This is a genomic window from Rhizobium sp. CF080 (genome assembly GCF_000282095.2).
Classification (GTDB): domain Bacteria; phylum Pseudomonadota; class Alphaproteobacteria; order Rhizobiales; family Rhizobiaceae; genus Neorhizobium.
Genome location: NZ_AKKC02000004.1, coordinates 300,707 through 315,988, shown reverse-complemented (window position 1 = coordinate 315,988; position 15,282 = coordinate 300,707). Strand labels below are relative to the sequence as shown.

General features: G+C 60.0%; 14 protein-coding genes and 1 pseudogene. 12 read left to right on the top strand and 3 right to left on the bottom strand.

Going from position 1 to position 15,282, the window contains the following annotated elements; all coding sequences use genetic code 11:
* Window positions 1-273: 273 nt before the first annotated feature.
* The 3 genes and pseudogenes from PMI07_RS08530 to PMI07_RS08520 all read left to right on the top strand — a co-directional run bounded on the left by PMI07_RS08530 (window position 274) and on the right by PMI07_RS08520 (window position 3,318).
* A complete protein-coding gene (locus PMI07_RS08530) occupies window positions 274-945 on the top strand; it encodes a response regulator transcription factor (protein ID WP_007767645.1) in 672 nt (223 codons plus the stop codon).
* Window positions 945-2,276, top strand: coding sequence for a HAMP domain-containing sensor histidine kinase (locus tag PMI07_RS08525; protein ID WP_007767641.1), 1,332 nt, complete (start codon window positions 945-947; stop codon window positions 2,274-2,276). Before PMI07_RS08530 ends, PMI07_RS08525 begins: the two co-directional genes overlap by 1 nt.
* 91 nt (window positions 2,277-2,367) lie before the next feature.
* A pseudogene (locus PMI07_RS08520) lies at window positions 2,368-3,318 on the top strand (DUF3313 domain-containing protein).
* Between the two features lie 318 nt (window positions 3,319-3,636).
* Here the strand turns inward: PMI07_RS08520 and PMI07_RS08515 are convergent.
* The 3 genes from PMI07_RS08515 to PMI07_RS08505 all read right to left on the bottom strand — a co-directional run bounded on the left by PMI07_RS08515 (window position 3,637) and on the right by PMI07_RS08505 (window position 5,931).
* On the bottom strand, window positions 3,637-4,398 hold the full coding sequence (locus PMI07_RS08515; RefSeq protein ID WP_007767639.1) for an amino acid ABC transporter ATP-binding protein: 762 nt from the start codon (window positions 4,396-4,398) through the stop codon (window positions 3,637-3,639).
* Window positions 4,395-5,075: an amino acid ABC transporter permease gene (locus PMI07_RS08510; RefSeq protein ID WP_007767638.1), complete on the bottom strand. Its 681-nt coding sequence runs from the start codon at window positions 5,073-5,075 to the stop codon at window positions 4,395-4,397. The genes PMI07_RS08515 and PMI07_RS08510 overlap by 4 nt, the downstream gene beginning before the upstream one ends.
* Before the next feature lie 82 nt (window positions 5,076-5,157).
* Window positions 5,158-5,931: an amino acid ABC transporter substrate-binding protein gene (locus PMI07_RS08505; protein ID WP_007767637.1), complete on the bottom strand. Its 774-nt coding sequence runs from the start codon at window positions 5,929-5,931 to the stop codon at window positions 5,158-5,160.
* A 383-nt stretch (window positions 5,932-6,314) separates the two neighbouring features.
* Here PMI07_RS08505 and PMI07_RS08500 point away from each other — a divergent pair, with 383 nt between their 5' ends.
* From PMI07_RS08500 to PMI07_RS08460, 9 genes are all read left to right on the top strand, one after another.
* Window positions 6,315-7,073: an IclR family transcriptional regulator gene (locus tag PMI07_RS08500; protein ID WP_024163670.1), complete on the top strand. Its 759-nt coding sequence runs from the start codon at window positions 6,315-6,317 to the stop codon at window positions 7,071-7,073.
* A gap of 5 nt (window positions 7,074-7,078) precedes the next feature.
* Window positions 7,079-8,788, top strand: coding sequence for a hypothetical protein (locus PMI07_RS08495; protein WP_024163669.1), 1,710 nt, complete (start codon window positions 7,079-7,081; stop codon window positions 8,786-8,788).
* Window positions 8,785-9,507: a hypothetical protein gene (locus tag PMI07_RS08490; RefSeq protein ID WP_007767244.1), complete on the top strand. Its 723-nt coding sequence runs from the start codon at window positions 8,785-8,787 to the stop codon at window positions 9,505-9,507. The genes PMI07_RS08495 and PMI07_RS08490 overlap by 4 nt, the downstream gene beginning before the upstream one ends.
* Entirely contained in the window at window positions 9,504-10,475 is a 972-nt protein-coding gene (locus PMI07_RS08485) for a membrane dipeptidase (protein ID WP_007767247.1), read from the top strand. Before PMI07_RS08490 ends, PMI07_RS08485 begins: the two co-directional genes overlap by 4 nt.
* Window positions 10,476-10,490: 15 nt before the next feature.
* Entirely contained in the window at window positions 10,491-11,531 is a 1,041-nt protein-coding gene (locus tag PMI07_RS08480; RefSeq protein ID WP_007767248.1) for an ABC transporter substrate-binding protein, read from the top strand.
* A gap of 102 nt (window positions 11,532-11,633) precedes the next feature.
* Window positions 11,634-12,476, top strand: coding sequence for an ABC transporter permease (locus PMI07_RS08475; protein WP_197032479.1), 843 nt, complete (start codon window positions 11,634-11,636; stop codon window positions 12,474-12,476).
* 6 nt (window positions 12,477-12,482) lie between these two features.
* Window positions 12,483-13,286: an ABC transporter permease gene (locus PMI07_RS08470; protein ID WP_007767254.1), complete on the top strand. Its 804-nt coding sequence runs from the start codon at window positions 12,483-12,485 to the stop codon at window positions 13,284-13,286.
* 31 nt (window positions 13,287-13,317) lie between these two features.
* Complete coding sequence (locus PMI07_RS08465) at window positions 13,318-14,382, top strand: ABC transporter ATP-binding protein (RefSeq protein ID WP_007767256.1); 1,065 nt, start codon at window positions 13,318-13,320, stop codon at window positions 14,380-14,382.
* A 476-nt stretch (window positions 14,383-14,858) separates the two neighbouring features.
* Complete coding sequence (locus PMI07_RS08460) at window positions 14,859-15,281, top strand: RidA family protein (protein WP_007767257.1); 423 nt, start codon at window positions 14,859-14,861, stop codon at window positions 15,279-15,281.
* Window position 15,282 lies beyond the last annotated feature (1 nt).

Below are 15,282 nucleotides of genomic sequence, written 5' to 3'. Positions count from 1 at the left end.
TCCGCGTGCCGGAGCGATAAACACGACAGTGACGTAGACGCCCCCCGGAAGCATCCCTGCCGGGGTCAATCTCATGGTCCATTTCAAAGTCATCGCGACATCCTTTGTGTAAAACATGGCCACCCGCGGCCGGCGTCTCGCGTTCTCGCGGTCGGATGGTTCCGGTTGCTAGGCTTTGACAATTGCAGGAGCATTACCCAACCGTCGCTTCTCCCCGTAATGCTGCCGCAATCTTCGCGGCGGAGAAGCACGGGACAGGAGAGCGAAGGGACGATGAGACTTCTATTGATTGAGGACGAGAGGGAACTGGCGGCCGCCCTGTCGGGGGCGCTCAGCAAACACGGCATCGTCACCGATCACACCATGTATCTTGCAGACGCTTTCGAATTGACGCGCCAGAATAGCTACGATGCGATTCTTCTGGATCGGCGTTTGCCGGATGGCGAAGGGCTGACCTTCATTCCGATGTTGAGGCGAGCGGGCACCTACACGCCGATCATTGTGCTGACGGCGCGCAACGAGCCATTGGAGAGGGTCGAGGGGTTGGATGTCGGCGCGGACGATTATCTGGGCAAGCCGTTTCTTGTGGACGAGTTGATGGCCCGATTGCGAGCGGTTCTGCGACGACCGCCAAGTCTGACGGAACTTAAAATCACGGTGGGCCGGATGTTGATCGATCCCCTGCATTTGAGTGTGACCGTCGAATCAACACCACTCGACCTGCCCCGCCGCGAACTTCTCGTCCTGGCGGCGCTGGCCAAGCGGAAAGACAAAACCGTCCTTCGATCGACCCTTGAGGCGGCAGTCTACAATTATGAAGAAGAAATCCAGTCCAACGCACTCGATGCGCATATTTCCAGGCTGCGCAAACGACTGCTGGATGCCGGCGCCGGCGTCGCGGTCCACAATATCCGCGGCGTCGGATATCTCTTGAAGGAAGAATGATGCGCGACGGGTCTACCCCTTCCCTTTGGTGGAAGCTGAGTTGGCAACTCAGCCTGGTCATCATCGCGGTGGTTACCGCAGTCATCATCGGGCTTTCAGTCTATGGCGCCATGATCCTCTCTCCCAACGTTGCCGTGGAGGACAAGATTAGTGCCGTGTTGGCAGGGGCGGCGGAACGCGATGCGCAAGGACAATTTCAATTGCGCGATACACCGGAACTGAGGTTGCTCAAAACGCAGAACAATGGCCTATGGTTTGTCGCGGCCATGACAGATGGTGCTTCCGTATCTTATGGCACTATCCCCGCTCCGTATGCCGAGCTCGCCCATCTGGTGCACCTGTTCCAGGACGCAGATATACGAGGGGCCGTCGGTACGGATGAAATTGCATCGGTCGAAAACGTGCAGACTGTCGTGGGGGAGGTCCGAATTCTGTTCGGCGGCTTCGCTGACAAAGGCTGGCCCATTCTCGCCCTTCTGGCCGGCACTTACCCGATCTATGTTCCTCTGCTCGTTGTCGCTTTGCCTGCGATCTTCCTTGCGGTTCCCCGAATTGTGCGGCGTGCCCTTGCAAGGGTGAGCGATGTCGCTGACACTGCATCGCAGATCGAACCTCGCCGGCACGGAGCACGCCTGCCGGTGGAGGGCATTCCCAAAGAGGTCGCTCCGTTGGTAATTGCATTCAACGGAACGCTTGAGCGGCTTGAGAATGAGTTCAAGAAACGCCAGCGCTTCCTGATCGATGCGGCGCATGAGCTCAGAACACCGATCGCGATCATGCAGACGCGGATCGATGGGATGCCCGAGGGCCAGGAACGCAGACGATTGTTAAACGACGTTGCGCGTTTGGCGGAGACGGCCGAACAGCTCCTCGATTTTGAGCGGAACGACCAGGCGACCGATCTCCATGAAACGGTCGATCTCGTCGAAATCGCACGAACGGTGGTTGCCGACTTAGCACCTCAGGCGATCGCGGGCGGCTACCAGATCTCTTTTCAAAGCGAGGTGGAAAGCCTCGAACGGCGCGGCAGCCCTTCTGCTCTGCCAAGAGCGATCAGCAATCTGGTTCGCAATGCGATCGACCACGGCGGCAATGGCGGAATGATCACCATCTCGGTCTCGGCCGGCGGGCGGATCACGGTGGCCGATGAAGGGTCAGGTATACCGGTCGAACATCAGGAGCTAGTTTTCGAACCCTTCTATCGAGTAACTCCGAAAAGCAGAGGCGCGGGCCTTGGCTTGAGCCTTGTGAAACAGATCGCCGCAAACCATCGGGGTCACGTCAGCCTCAAAAGCGGGGCAACCGGAACGCAGGTCGCGATCGAGTTCTGAGAGACGGTATCGCGCTCGCCGCGTCTTTCCGTGACCGGTCCCCTGTCTGGCAGACGGCGGCAGACGCCCGCGCCTGTTCAAACGATCTGTAATGCTGCTGCAATCCTTGCTCCGCACTGTCACCCCAGAATATCCGCGACGGAGGTCAGAAGGCGTGCGCAGCAACCCATCCATTGAATCATGTCTCCGACTTGTCGGATCTCCATCCATATCTGCTTTCAGATCTTTATGTTTCGCGGTGTCTCTGACCCTGGCGGTAACGGGATGTGCCTCGGTGCCCTTGAAGGAGGGAGGCACCCTGACCTCCTACAGCAATCTTGGCGCACCGAAGGGAACCTTAGCCAAGAAACGCCTCTACGTTGATGGGCGACATCTGGTCACGGTGAAGACCGTCAGCATCGTGCCGACAACGTTTTCCTTCAGCGCTGCATCCCGCATCAAATCGGAAGCTGACCGCTCGCTGGTATCGAACGCTCTGGACCGCGCGCTCTGCGTCGCGCTCAGTGACAAGTATGAGATGGTCTCGGCCGGCCAACCGGCGGATCTGACGATCCGATCCGTCGTTACCGATATTGTCCCGACAAACAAGGCCATGGCGGGGGTCGCAACCGCCGTGACCGTCGGCACCGGCTTTGTCCTGCCCGTCAGCGTGCCGCGCTTGCCCCTCGGCCTTGGAGGATTGGCCGTCGAAGCGGAGGCTGTCGGTGGCGGCGGCATCCAGAGCGCGGCAATGGTATAGGCCCGCGGCGCAAATTCGATCCAGGACAACCCCCGCATTTCCGAAGTGGGAGACGCATATGGCCTCGCCTCGAAGTTCGCGAGCGACTTTTCCCGGATGCTGATTTCCGGAAAGGAGCCGAAAGGACTGAACCTCTCTCTTCCTTCGAGGCAGCGGATGCAATCCTGGCTCGGCGGTAAGCCAAAATATCCTGCTTGCGACGCATTCGGGCGAGCGCCTGGGTTGGCGGGAGTCGTGGCGGCCAAGTACGGCGCGCCGCCGGAATGGACCGACAGGAAACCCAGACCGCTCACGACACACTGACGTGCCTTGCGCGTAAGGCCGGCACAGGCGCCCAACGAAGCCGTTGTGCTTTTTACGGAGGACGGCGCGGACCCTCCAGCGACCGGCGGGCTCCGTAAGGCGGCATGGGCGGACGGAACAATGGCCAGCACCCCCAAGCCTTGTTCCGTTCGTCCGCTGCTGGCCCTCATTCGCAGCAGGATTGGTCGCCATCCCTTCGTCCGGCTGCACCGACATCGCTTGCCGATTTTCGTCCCGACTTGTAATGCTGCGGCAATTCTTCAACCGCAGTTTCTCCCGGTTTTCTAGCTTTTCTCTTCGACGCGGATGGAGGCGGGCCTATATATGGGTCGTTTGCGCCGCATTGATCGATGAGATGAAGCTCTTTGTGCGTTCCTGTTTCGGATCACCAAAAATCGCTTGCGCCCTGCCGGATTCGACCACTTTCCCGCTCTCGAGAAAAACGACGTGATTGGCGATCCGCGACGCGAGGCGCAGGTCGTGCGTCGCCATCACCATCGTCGTTCCCTCGGCGGCAAGCCGGCCGAGCACATCGATGACTTCGGCGGACAGTTCGGGATCGAGAGCCGAGGTCGGTTCGTCGCAGAGAAGAACCCGCGGCGAAGGTGCAAGCGCCCGGGCGATCGCCACCCGTTGCTGTTGTCCCCCGGAAAGTTCCGACGGCCAGGCATCCGTCTTATGCGCCATTCCAACCTTGGTGAGCAGTTCGCTGGCTCGGCGATATGCCTTTTCGTGCGGCCATTTGAGAACCGTCGTCAGCCCTTCCATGACGTTTTCGATCGCGGTTCGATGGGGAAAGAGCTGGAAATTCTGGAAGACCATGCCGGTCTGGCGGCGGATTTTCTGGATCGACTTCCAGCCGACCTTCAGGCCCGGCTCGAAATCGAGCTTTTCGTCGCCGATGCGGACGGAGCCGGCTGTGGGTATCTCAAGGAGATTGATGCAGCGGAGCAGCGTGCTCTTGCCGCCGCCCGAGGGACCGATCAGCGCAGTGACGCTTCCTTCGGGAATGCCGAGGCTGATGTCTTTCAGGATGACCGCATCGCCGAAACGCTTTTCGATGTTGGAAAGCTCGATCATCGATTTGACTCCAGCATGCCGCCATATCGGGCGAAGCGCTTTTCCAGCCTGTTCTGCAGCGACGAGAGCACCGAGCTCAGGACCAGATAGATCAAGGCTGCTTCGATATAGAGGATCAACGGTTCATAGGTCGTCGCGACGATCCGCTGGGCGGCCTGGAAGAGCTCCGGCACCGTGATTGCCGCAGCGAGCGAGGTATCCTTGACCAGCGAGATGAAGGTGTTCGAAAGCGGCGGCACCGCGACGCGCGCCGCCTGCGGCAGGATGGTGCGGCTCATCGCCTGGCGCCATGACATGCCGATCGAATAGGCCGCTTCCCACTGCCCCTTTGGGACCGAGGAGATGACGGCGCGGATGATCTCGGAACTATAGGCACCGATATTCAGGGTAAAGCCGATCAGCGCAGCTGGGAAGGCGTCGAGCAGGATGCCGACGCTCGGCAGGCCATAGAAGATCACGAAAAGCTGCACGAGCAGCGGTGTGCCCCGGATCACCCACACGTAAAATCGCGCGATCAGGACCAGGGGCGCCGGGCCGAACAGCCGTGTAACCGCCGTGATCAGGCCGAGGATGAGCCCGAGGAAGAAGGACAGCAATGTCAGCGGAACCGTAAAACGTATGCCCGCCCATAGGAGGGTCGGAAGTGAATCCGACATCAATTGAAGCCAGTGCGGCACGGCGCGATCCTCAAAAAATGACGCGTCCGGCGCGGGCGCCGGACGCTCTATCCATGTATGTCAAGAATGGGAATTCGGTAGCCTACTTGGAGACGTCCTGCCCGAAATACTTGTCGGAAATCTTCTGGTAGGTACCGTCGGCCTTGATGTCCGCCAGCGCCTTGTTGATCGCGCCGAGCAGTTCCGGTTCGCCCTTGCGGATGATGATGCCGGAATAATCGGCATTGTTCTGCTCTGCGGCGATCTTTACCGGCGCATCGGGTTTCTGCTTCTTGAAGTCGAGGAAGGAGAGGCTGTCATTGATCGTCGCGTCGGCGCGGCGTGTCAGCACGAGCTGGATCGACTGGTCGAACCCGTCCGTCCCCACCAGTTCGGCGCCCGCCTGTTCGGCGATCTTGCCGAAATTGCTGGTCAGAGACTGAGCCGACTTCTTGCCCTTCAGATCTGCGAAGCCCTTGATGTCTCTGTTGTCCTGGCGAACGATCAGCACCGCCTTGGAAGCGATGTAGGGATCGGAGAAATCGTATTTCTGCTTGCGGGCTTCGGTAATGCCTACCTGGTTGATCACGGTATCATAGCGCTTGGCATCGAGGCCGGCGATGAGGCCGTCCCACTTGCCTTCGACGAATTCAGCCTTGACGCCGAGTTTCGCGGCAACGGCTTGGCCGATCTCGACATCGAAGCCGGCGAGCTTGCCGCTCGGATCATGAAAGGTGAAGGGCGCGTAGGTGCCCTCGGTGCCGATCTTGAAGATTCCAGCGGACTTGATGGCGGCGAGATTTTCGCCGGCGAGAGAAGGGGTAAGGGCTGCCGCGTGAATAAGGGCCGCCACAACAATGGATTTCAACCGGAACATATGGGTCATCCTTTCAGCAATGCTTGCTGGCGACTAGATGACAGAAAATAGGCCGTCGCGATTGAAAGAAAACCGCGAATAAAACGGGCAAATGCAAATATTTTGCTCATGCGTAGTCACGTTGACGCGTGCGCCTTGCCTGTGATGACAACGGGTCGTCGCCAGCCGAAGGAAGTGCACATCCAATCTCTGCAATCGCGTATTGGCGCACGTCAGGGCTGTGGACTCATCTCAATCGCTCCCGCCTTTAAGCGTGGCAGGCCGAATTTCGCGCAAAAAAATCCAAACGTCGTGAGGACCTTAGCGACGAGAACGGGCAAATCTGCACGCGATCGCCTCCCACGCGATTGACATAAATCAATGACGGCGAGATTATATTCAACATGGATACGATATATTCTAATAGAATACAAGAAGAAAGTGGCGGTGTCCGCCCACTCTCGACGGTTCTGAAGACCATGGCAGTGCTGGACGTGCTGGCATCGAGCGCTCGCGGCATGAAGCTGCCGGAGATCGCGTCGACCATGGCGCTGTCGCGACCGACTGCCTATCAGCGGCTGCTCACTCTGATCGAAGCGGGCTGGGTCGAACAGGATCAGGAGATGCGCTACCGCCTCTCGATGCACGCCTGCCGGCTTGCGGCGGCGGCCATGGAGCAGGCAAATCTGGGAACGCGGGTCCAGCCGATCATCGAAATGCTGGTCCATCGGGTGAAGGAAACGGCTTCGCTGGCGGTGCTCGACCGCGGCCTTCCCTGCATCGTCTCGCGTGTCGAATCCGAAAGCGTGCTGCGCGCGGAGCAGAAGATCGGCACGACCATGTCGCTCGAGGGCTCCGCATCCGGCCGCATCCTGACCGCCTTTGCAGACGAATTGACGCTCGCCCGCCTGAAGGAAAGCGGCGAACCGCTCGCTTCGCAAGAACTTCTGGGCGAGGCCCGCGCCAATGGTTATGCCTTGTCGAGCGGCTACACCCACAGCGGCGTCGTCGCAATCGCGGCGCCGATCTTCGATCTCCACGGTAAGTGCACGTCGACGATCTCGCTGGTCATGCCGGAGATGCGCTTCGACCTCGAAAGCTTCCGCGAGCCGCTTCTCGAAACCGCTCGCACCATCACGAAAATGCAGCAGGGAGAACGTTGACGGTCATGACCGCGACTTCCGAACAGGTGGCCATGCCACAGCCGCGCCCAGGCCACGAGGTGATGAAGACCTCGCGGCTGGCGGCAATCCAGCCGAGCCGGCTCAGCGGCACGCGGGCCTTCATGAACAAGATGATCCGCGAACGCTGGGACATTTCCAATGTCCTCTTCGACGTGGATGAAAATGCCGAAGGCATCGTCGTCTATTCCATCAAGGCGCCGGACCAGGAATTCTCGTTCATTGGTTTTTCCCGCCCGCCGAGCCGGACGGCCCGCACCGGCCGTATCATTGGCCAGGCCTGGGACATGATGGGCGCGCTGATCGAGGGACCGGCGACGGAAGCGGAGATCGAAACGGCGCGACGGGAGATTCCGAAGCTCTATACGGGCCGGGCAACCGCCAGCACGCTGATCTGGTGCCGGTCGAACCGGTCGATGCGGGTTTTCGACCAGACGCTCGAAGCGCTTGCAGAAGGCCGTCAGCCTTCCGTCGCCGATCTTTCCAAGGTCTGCTACCTGATGCGCAATACCGGCCTCGACGGCAACGGCACGTTCGGGACGTGCTCCTTCCCGTCGCTCGGGGCCCGCCATGCGCTTGGCGGCGTCCTGCAGGCCCAGTTGCTGACCGCCTACCTGATGCGCGAGTTCTCCTGCGATCTCGTCGAACATCTGGCAGCAAGGAAATCGGACAAGGCAGTGCGCCTCGACCCGCAGCTTCGCCGCTATATCGGCGTCGGCAACGGTTCGGCGCTCGGTCTCATCTTCTTCGTTCACAAACATCCGCGCCTGATCAACGGGCTTCTGTCTGCACGCGAAGGCGCGATCGCGATGGCGCGCGCGCTGAAGCTCGATGCGTCGGATGCCCGCATTGCCAAGCTGCTCGACCTTGTGCGTCAGGCAATCGTCTTTCGCAAACAGGACCAGATGGTCTACGAGACATTTGCGTCCAGCGCCGATGTGGCCGCCGACCTCGGTAAGGTTGTGAAAGCACTCGAAGAATTCCGCGAGAGCGGCACGGTATTTGGCGGTGTCGCGGATTTCCCGCTTGATGCCCTCTGCGCCGAATTCGAAGCCGACCTCATCCCGGAAGCCTTCGAGACTTTCCTGTCGTTGTTGATCGAACTGGTGCCGGCAGAAGCCGACGAACTATTGGCAACCATTGATGGCCCCGACGAGTTCAGCGTCTCGCCGGCCGAAACCGTGGAAAGCCTGATGGCGCTCGTGCATGCCGAATACCGGTGGGCGCTCGACACCGACATGGCCGGTCCCGACGCCTATAAATATGTCTGGTACAAGTCCGAGACGGCTGAAGAGCCACGCCGCGGCGCCCGCGAAGAGGTGCCCGATGCGCTCGATCTCGGTCTCGATGTGTGCGGCAACATCCAGTCCCTTTTTGCCGATCTCGGCAGGGCGGAGGCCTCGCTCAGCGTCGCCCGTTTCCTGATGAAACATCCCGAACATCGCTACATGGTGGCGCGCATTCAGAGCCTGCGCGGGCAGGACTATCACACGCCCCACGCCAATATCAACGCGGAGGCTTTCGTGCCGATCGACCTCGTGCGGCTGATGAATGTCGGCATCCACGGCATCGACAAGACCCGCGACTTCCTCAGCCGCAACCTTCGCGGTGTCCTTTATCACGGGGCACCGACCCCCGACGATCTGCGCGCCGGCTACACCGGCACCTGGTATTACCCGGCGGAACCTGTCCTATGACCTCCTTGCATTCATCTCCATCCATGCGCGTCATGCCCCGCGAAATGCGGCTGATGTCCGAGCGGATCTTTTCGCTCAGCAGCCTGCCCAAGGGCTTCTTCCTGACCGTCGGCGACTTTCCGATGTATTCACAAAAGCTCGGCCTCGGCGGTTTCAAGCTGTTTGAAAAGCGGTTCGATAGCTTCAAGTCAGCGGTTCCCGCTCGTATCGCGATCGCTTCCGAAGCCGGCAACCGCATCACGCTCGATGCGGCAGGCGAACACGCCTGGTTCGTGCTGCCGACCGCAATCGATCTTCTTGGTGAGCTTACGGCCCGGTTCGGATCGGCGGAACTGACCATTACGGATGCGGTGGATGCCGACGAGCTCGCGATTGCCGCGCATTTCGGCGGTCGATCGGGGTTTTCGATCTCCGTGTCCGGCAATGTGCTGAAGGCTATTTCTGCGGCTGTCACCGGCGACGTCCGCAAAGACGATCCTCTCCTCTGGTCGCTTCTGGAAAACGGCGCCGAGATCGAGACTGATCTCTGGTGGCGCATCTACCACCTGGCAAAGCAGGCACTCGCGACCGACAGCGTCGTCTCGCGCCGCCACGCCGGCCCGATGATCGTCAACGAGGATGGCACCGTCATCGGGCGCAAGGACAATGACGACGAGACCGACGTGTCGTTCCTGTCGTCGAGGCTCTCAGAACGCGAAAAGGAAAGCGCGAGATCATGATCATCGATGGTTTGCAATGCGGGCATTTCGATCGCGCCGCCTTTGAATCTCTGAGGGCAGGGGATGTCGGCGGGGTCGTCAATACCTGTGGGTTCTGGGAAGGCACCGTCGAATCGATGGACTCGATCGGCCGCTGGCGCGATCTGGTCAGCGACAATTCCGACATCGCCGAGATCGCACTGACGGCCGGTGACATCACCCGCATTTCCGATGCCGGCAAGCTTGCGATCATCATGGGCTTTCAGAACAGCAACCTGTTCGAAGGCCGCATCCGCTTCGTCGAGATGTTCGCCGAACTCGGCGTGCGTGTGGTGCAACTTACCTACAATAACCAGAACGAACTCGGCGGCTCCTGTTATGAGGCCGAGGATTCGGGCCTTGCCCGCTTCGGCAAGGAAGTGGTGCGCGAGATGAATGCAGCCGGCATCCTGGTCGATTGCAGCCATGTCGGCGACCGCACGACGCTCGATGCCATCAAGGTCTCCGAAAAGCCGATTGCCGTCACCCATGCCAATGCCCAGTCGCTGTTCATGCACAAGCGCAACAAGTCGGATGACGTCATCCGGGCGCTGAAGGATACCGGCGGCGTGATCGGCTGCGCCGCCTACCGCAACATCACTGGCGACGAGTACTGCGCTTCGATCGAGGCGTGGTGCACGATGGTTGCCCGCACGGTCGACATTGCCGGCATCGATTCCGTCGCGATCGGCACCGACAAGAGCCACAATTTCACCGCCCCGGACTATGCATGGATGCGCAAGGGCCGCTGGACCCGTGGCGAGGACTATGGCGCGAGCGCCCCCGGCAAGCCGCTCAAGGCCGCGCCGCCGGAATGGTTCCAGAAGGTCGAGGACATCAGGGTGATCCCGGACGGTCTCAGTGCCGTCGGCTTCTCTAAGGAAGAAGTCGCGAAGATCACCCACAAGAACTGGCTGCGGCTCTACGAAGCCACTTTCAGAAAATCATAAAAGAGGAGAACTGCAATGACTGGAATGAAGACATTTCTCATGCCCGACCGCCGCCGTTTCCTGAAGACGGCCGGCGCTGCGATCACCGCCTCGCTTGCCGCTCCCTATGTCGTTCGCGCGCAGGAGAGGATTCTCTACGTGAACACCTGGGGTGGTCCCTGGGAGGCCGCCGCAAAGACGCATCTCATCGATCCGTTCACCGCCGAAACCGGCATCCAGGTGAAGACGGTTTCCCCGGTCTCCTTTGCCAAGCTCGCCCAGCAGGTAAAGACCGGCACCTACGAATTCGACGTCACCACACTCGGTGGCGGCGAACTGGTACGCGCCAACCAGGCCGGCATTATCGAAGACCTCAAGGAACCCTATAAGGGCGGCCTCTTCGAAAACGGCGTCGCTTCGCATGCCTTCGCGACCGTCATGGCCTGGCGCACCGACAAATATAAGGAGACCCCGAAAACCTGGGCCGATTTCTGGAACGTCGAGAAGTTTCCTGGCGGACGTTCGCTGCAGCGTTATGCGTCGCGCGTCATTCCGATCGCCCTTCTGGCAGACGGCGTCGCGGTCAAGGACCTCTATCCGCTCGATGTGGACCGGGCCTTCAAGTCGCTCGACAAGATCAAGAAGCATATACGGGTCTGGTGGACCGCCGGCGCTCAATCGACGCAGATCCTGCGCGACGGCGAAGTCGATATGATCGGCATCTGGCACGGCCGTTATTTCGAGGCTGAGAAGGCCGGCGCTCCTGTGGCCATGACCTGGAACCAGGGCGAGATCGAACGCGCCTATTGGGTTGTCGCCAAAAAAACGCCGAACCTCGAGAACGCCAGGAAATTCGTCGAATTTGCAACGAGTGCCAAGCCGCTCGCCGGCTTCTCCAAGGCAGCGGACTACGGCGCGCTGAACCCGGCCTCCAACCAGTTTGTCACCGCTGAGGATGCCAAGCGCATGCCGACCTCGCCGGACAACTACAAGCTGACCTTCGAGCAGAACATGGCGAATTTCGGCATCGATCCGGCGGAGCTCGCCGAACGTTTCGAGGAGTGGGTCGCGAGCTGATCCGCTCTCCTGGATCAACCCGACCCGCTGGCCGGCATCGCGCGGAACAACCGCGCGATGCCGCAGCGACCCTGCCTGCTACAAAGGGGAACGGCAATGGGCATGAGCCTTTCAAAACTGACGGAAAAGACGAACATCTGGCCGTGGCTGCTACTCGCGCCGCTCGGCATCTACATGCTCATCTTCTTCGTCGTGCCGCTCGCCGAAGTGGCGATCATGAGCTTCACGGAACCGAAGGTCTCGCTTGCGAACTACCAGAAGGTTCTGACCGGTGCTCTTTACCAGCGCGTCTTTCTGAACACGTTCATGACGGCCGCCTTCGTGACCCTCTGCTGCCTTCTGGTCGGTTATCCGCTGGCCTATCTGATGGCGCATTCCAAACCGCGCACCGCCATGCTAATCCTGCTGCTCGTCACCATGAGCTTCTGGACCAGTTTCCTCGTCCGCACCTATTCATGGATGGTTCTGCTCGGCAATAACGGCCCGCTGATTGCCTTCCTGCAGATGATGGGTGTCGATAAACCGCCGCAGCTTCTCTTCACGCGGTTCTCCTCGACGCTCGCCATGGTGCATATCCTGGCGCCGTACATGATCATGAACATCTACACGGTCATGAAGAAGATCGATCCGGCGCTGATCCGCTCCGCGGAAAGCCTCGGCGCCAGGGGCTGGTCGCTGTTCCGGCACGTCTACCTGCCGCTGACGGCGCCCGGCATCGCCAACGGTTCGGTTCTGGTCTTCGTCATCTGCCTCGGTTTCTATGTGACGCCGGTGCTGCTCGGCAGTCCGCGCGAACAGATGATCGCCGGCCTGATCGGTCACCAGATCGAGGAATTCCTGGCTTTCGGTCTAGGCTCCGCCATGGCGATAATATTGCTCGTGGTGACGCTCATCATCCTCACTATCTATCATCGCCGTTTCGGCCTCGACAAACTCTGGGGGTGATCGAACATGAATACGTTCATGCGCTGGGCCGGCTTTGTCGTCGTGCTCTTCATTGCGGCCCCGCTCGTCATCGTCGTGCCGATGTCATTCTCGAATGCAAGTTCGCTGCAGTTCCCGCCACCGGGCTACTGGCTAGGTTATTATCGCGCCTATTTCACCAGCGTGGACTGGCTGATACCGACCTGGAACAGCATTCTCATCGCGACCGCCACCACTATCCTCACGATGGCCCTGGTGGTGCCTGCGACCTTCGCTCTGGTGCGCCACAAGTTTCGCGGCAAGGGTTTTGCCGACCTGATGATGCTGATGCCGATGGCGGTGCCGCATATCGTCATGGCGGTCGGCTATTATTCCTACTTTGGCGATCTCGGGCTGGTGCACAGCCATCTCGGCGTCATCCTGGCGCATACCTGCCTGTCGGTGCCGATCGCCTTCCTCGTCCTTTCGGCCAATCTCAAGGGCTTCGACCGCAACCTTGAACGGGCCGCACAGAGCCTCGGCGCCAGCCCGGCGAAGACCTTCCTGCACGTAACATTGCCGATCCTGCGGCCGGGGTTGGTCATCAGCTCGCTTTTCGCCTTCATCCAGTCCTTCGACGAGACCGTGGTGGCGATCTTCATCTCGGGTCGCGATGCCGAGACCCTGCCGCGCAAGATGTTCGACAGCATCCGCCAGGAGGCCGATCCGGTAATCGCCGTCATCTCGACGCTGCTGTTCTTCGTCGTGCTGATCGGCATAGCGGCTCCCTATTTCGCCAGCGCGCTGCGCAGCCGCGCTCCCAAGCCAAGCCGGCCGGCCGGCGCGCACTGAACATTCCCAAGGGCTTCCCCAAGGACTTTCAATGACGAACTATCTGCAACTCTCCAACATCACCAAGACCTACGGGCATTTCACGGCGCTCGACGATGTCAGCCTGTCGGTCGACAAGGGGGAGTTCGTGACCTTCCTGGGCCCGAGCGGCTCGGGCAAGACGACGACGCTGATGATCATTGCGGGTTTCGAAAAGGCGAGCGGCGGCACCGTCGAGATCGGCGGGCAGTCGATCTCTCAGCTTGCGCCGCATGAGCGCAATATCGGTATCGTGTTTCAGAACTACGCCTTGTTTCCGCACAAGACGGCGGTCGAAAACGTCTATTTCCCGCTGCAGATGCGCGGCGTCAGCCGTGTGCAGGGCCTGAGGCAGGCAGAGGACATGCTGTCGCTCGTCGGTCTCAAGGGTTTTGGCCATCGTCATCCGAAGGAACTGTCCGGTGGCCAGCAGCAGCGGGTGGCCCTTGCCCGCGCACTGGTCTTCGAGCCCTCGCTGCTTCTGCTCGACGAGCCGCTCGGTGCGCTCGACAAGAACCTGCGTGAGCAGATGCAGATCGAAATCAAGCGTATCCAGCGTAGTCTTGGCGTGACGACCATCTTTGTGACCCACGACCAGTCGGAAGCCATGTCGATGTCCGACCGCATCGTGGTATTCGAGAAAGGGGCGATCGAGCAGGCCGCGCCGCCGCTGGATATCTATCATCGCCCGAAGACGTCCTTCGTCGCCGCCTTCATCGGCGAGAGCAACCTGATCCCGGCGACCATTACAAGCGCGGCGGCCAAGACGGCTGAAAGCCCTACACTTGGCGCTTTCGACTATGCGAGCACTGACGTTCTCACCGACGGTCAGAAGGTGACGCTGCTGATCCGTCCGGAGCATATCAAGCTGTCGCGCAACCCGATCGAGGATCGCAAGAACGTCAGCATGGTCGTCGAGACGATCGTCAACTACGGCGACAATGCACTCGTGATCGGCCGGGCAGGGGATATTCCGATGCGCGTCAGGGTGCTCGGCGCCGATGTGGTGATCATCAGGGAAGGCGAGGAATGCTACATCAACTGGACGCCGGACGCTGTCTTTGTCATCACCAGATAGTATCGTAGTGGGAGCAAAAGGACGGCCGACGTGATCTCGTGGCAGCGACGTGACGTCAATCTGTCGCCCGACCCCGTTCTAAATCTAACGGCAGTCGCGTCCCAGGCGGCTTGTGACAGACGCGACGGAGTTCGTCCAGCTTTCATCGTAGCGGTCATCTATCCGTTCCTCACTTCATGATTGACATCACGTAAGTCACGGCTGACTAAATCCTCGTTGGCGGCAGAACTCCCCATAAAGTTCACTGCGGCCTACCAAAGTTAGGTCGGCCGTATGACGCGCATGCTGGCCGTCCTGGCTTCACGGGAACCGCCGGCCGTCTTGCCTCGGTTTATGCAAAGCAACGGACCGGAAATCATTATTTTTCAAAGCGGATGGCTCCGGCAATAGTTGGCGAAGGCTACGGCATGATCCGCAGGCGCCGAATACGGCGTGCATTGTTGCGGACATCAAAAATAAAAACGAGGAATTCGAACATGGTCGTTCACAAACGCATCCGCCCGTTCAACACGAAGGAAACCTACCCCGAGCAGAAGCTGGACAACGATCTGTGCCAGACCGTCGTCGCCAAGGGCAGCATGGTTTTCGTACGGGGGCAGATCGGCCAGGACCTCGACACATCCGAAAGCGTTGCGATCGGTGATCCCGAGGGCCAGACCGAGAAGGCCATGGCCAATATCAAAATGCTTCTGGAAGAGGCGGGGTCGAAACTGGAGCATATCTGCAAGATCACGATCTACATCATCGATCCCCGTTATCGGGAACCGGTCTACAGGACGGTCGGCAAATGGCTGAAGGGCGTATATCCGGTATCCACCGGCATCGTGGTTTCAGCGCTCGCCAGGCCGGAATGGCTTGTTGAAGTGGACGCTGTTGCCGTCATTCCCGACGAAGCATAAG

Coding starts and splice junctions, on each gene's coding strand:
- PMI07_RS08530 (WP_007767645.1), top strand. CDS start 274: ATGAGACTTCTATTGATTGAGGACGAGAGGGAACTGGCGGCCGCCCTG.
- PMI07_RS08525 (WP_007767641.1), top strand. CDS start 945: ATGCGCGACGGGTCTACCCCTTCCCTTTGGTGGAAGCTGAGTTGGCAA.
- PMI07_RS08515 (WP_007767639.1), bottom strand. CDS start 4,398: ATGATCGAGCTTTCCAACATCGAAAAGCGTTTCGGCGATGCGGTCATC.
- PMI07_RS08505 (WP_007767637.1), bottom strand. CDS start 5,931: ATGTTCCGGTTGAAATCCATTGTTGTGGCGGCCCTTATTCACGCGGCA.
- PMI07_RS08500 (WP_024163670.1), top strand. CDS start 6,315: ATGGATACGATATATTCTAATAGAATACAAGAAGAAAGTGGCGGTGTC.
- PMI07_RS08495 (WP_024163669.1), top strand. CDS start 7,079: ATGACCGCGACTTCCGAACAGGTGGCCATGCCACAGCCGCGCCCAGGC.
- PMI07_RS08490 (WP_007767244.1), top strand. CDS start 8,785: ATGACCTCCTTGCATTCATCTCCATCCATGCGCGTCATGCCCCGCGAA.
- PMI07_RS08485 (WP_007767247.1), top strand. CDS start 9,504: ATGATCATCGATGGTTTGCAATGCGGGCATTTCGATCGCGCCGCCTTT.
- PMI07_RS08480 (WP_007767248.1), top strand. CDS start 10,491: ATGACTGGAATGAAGACATTTCTCATGCCCGACCGCCGCCGTTTCCTG.
- PMI07_RS08475 (WP_197032479.1), top strand. CDS start 11,634: ATGAGCCTTTCAAAACTGACGGAAAAGACGAACATCTGGCCGTGGCTG.
- PMI07_RS08470 (WP_007767254.1), top strand. CDS start 12,483: ATGAATACGTTCATGCGCTGGGCCGGCTTTGTCGTCGTGCTCTTCATT.
- PMI07_RS08465 (WP_007767256.1), top strand. CDS start 13,318: ATGACGAACTATCTGCAACTCTCCAACATCACCAAGACCTACGGGCAT.
- PMI07_RS08460 (WP_007767257.1), top strand. CDS start 14,859: ATGGTCGTTCACAAACGCATCCGCCCGTTCAACACGAAGGAAACCTAC.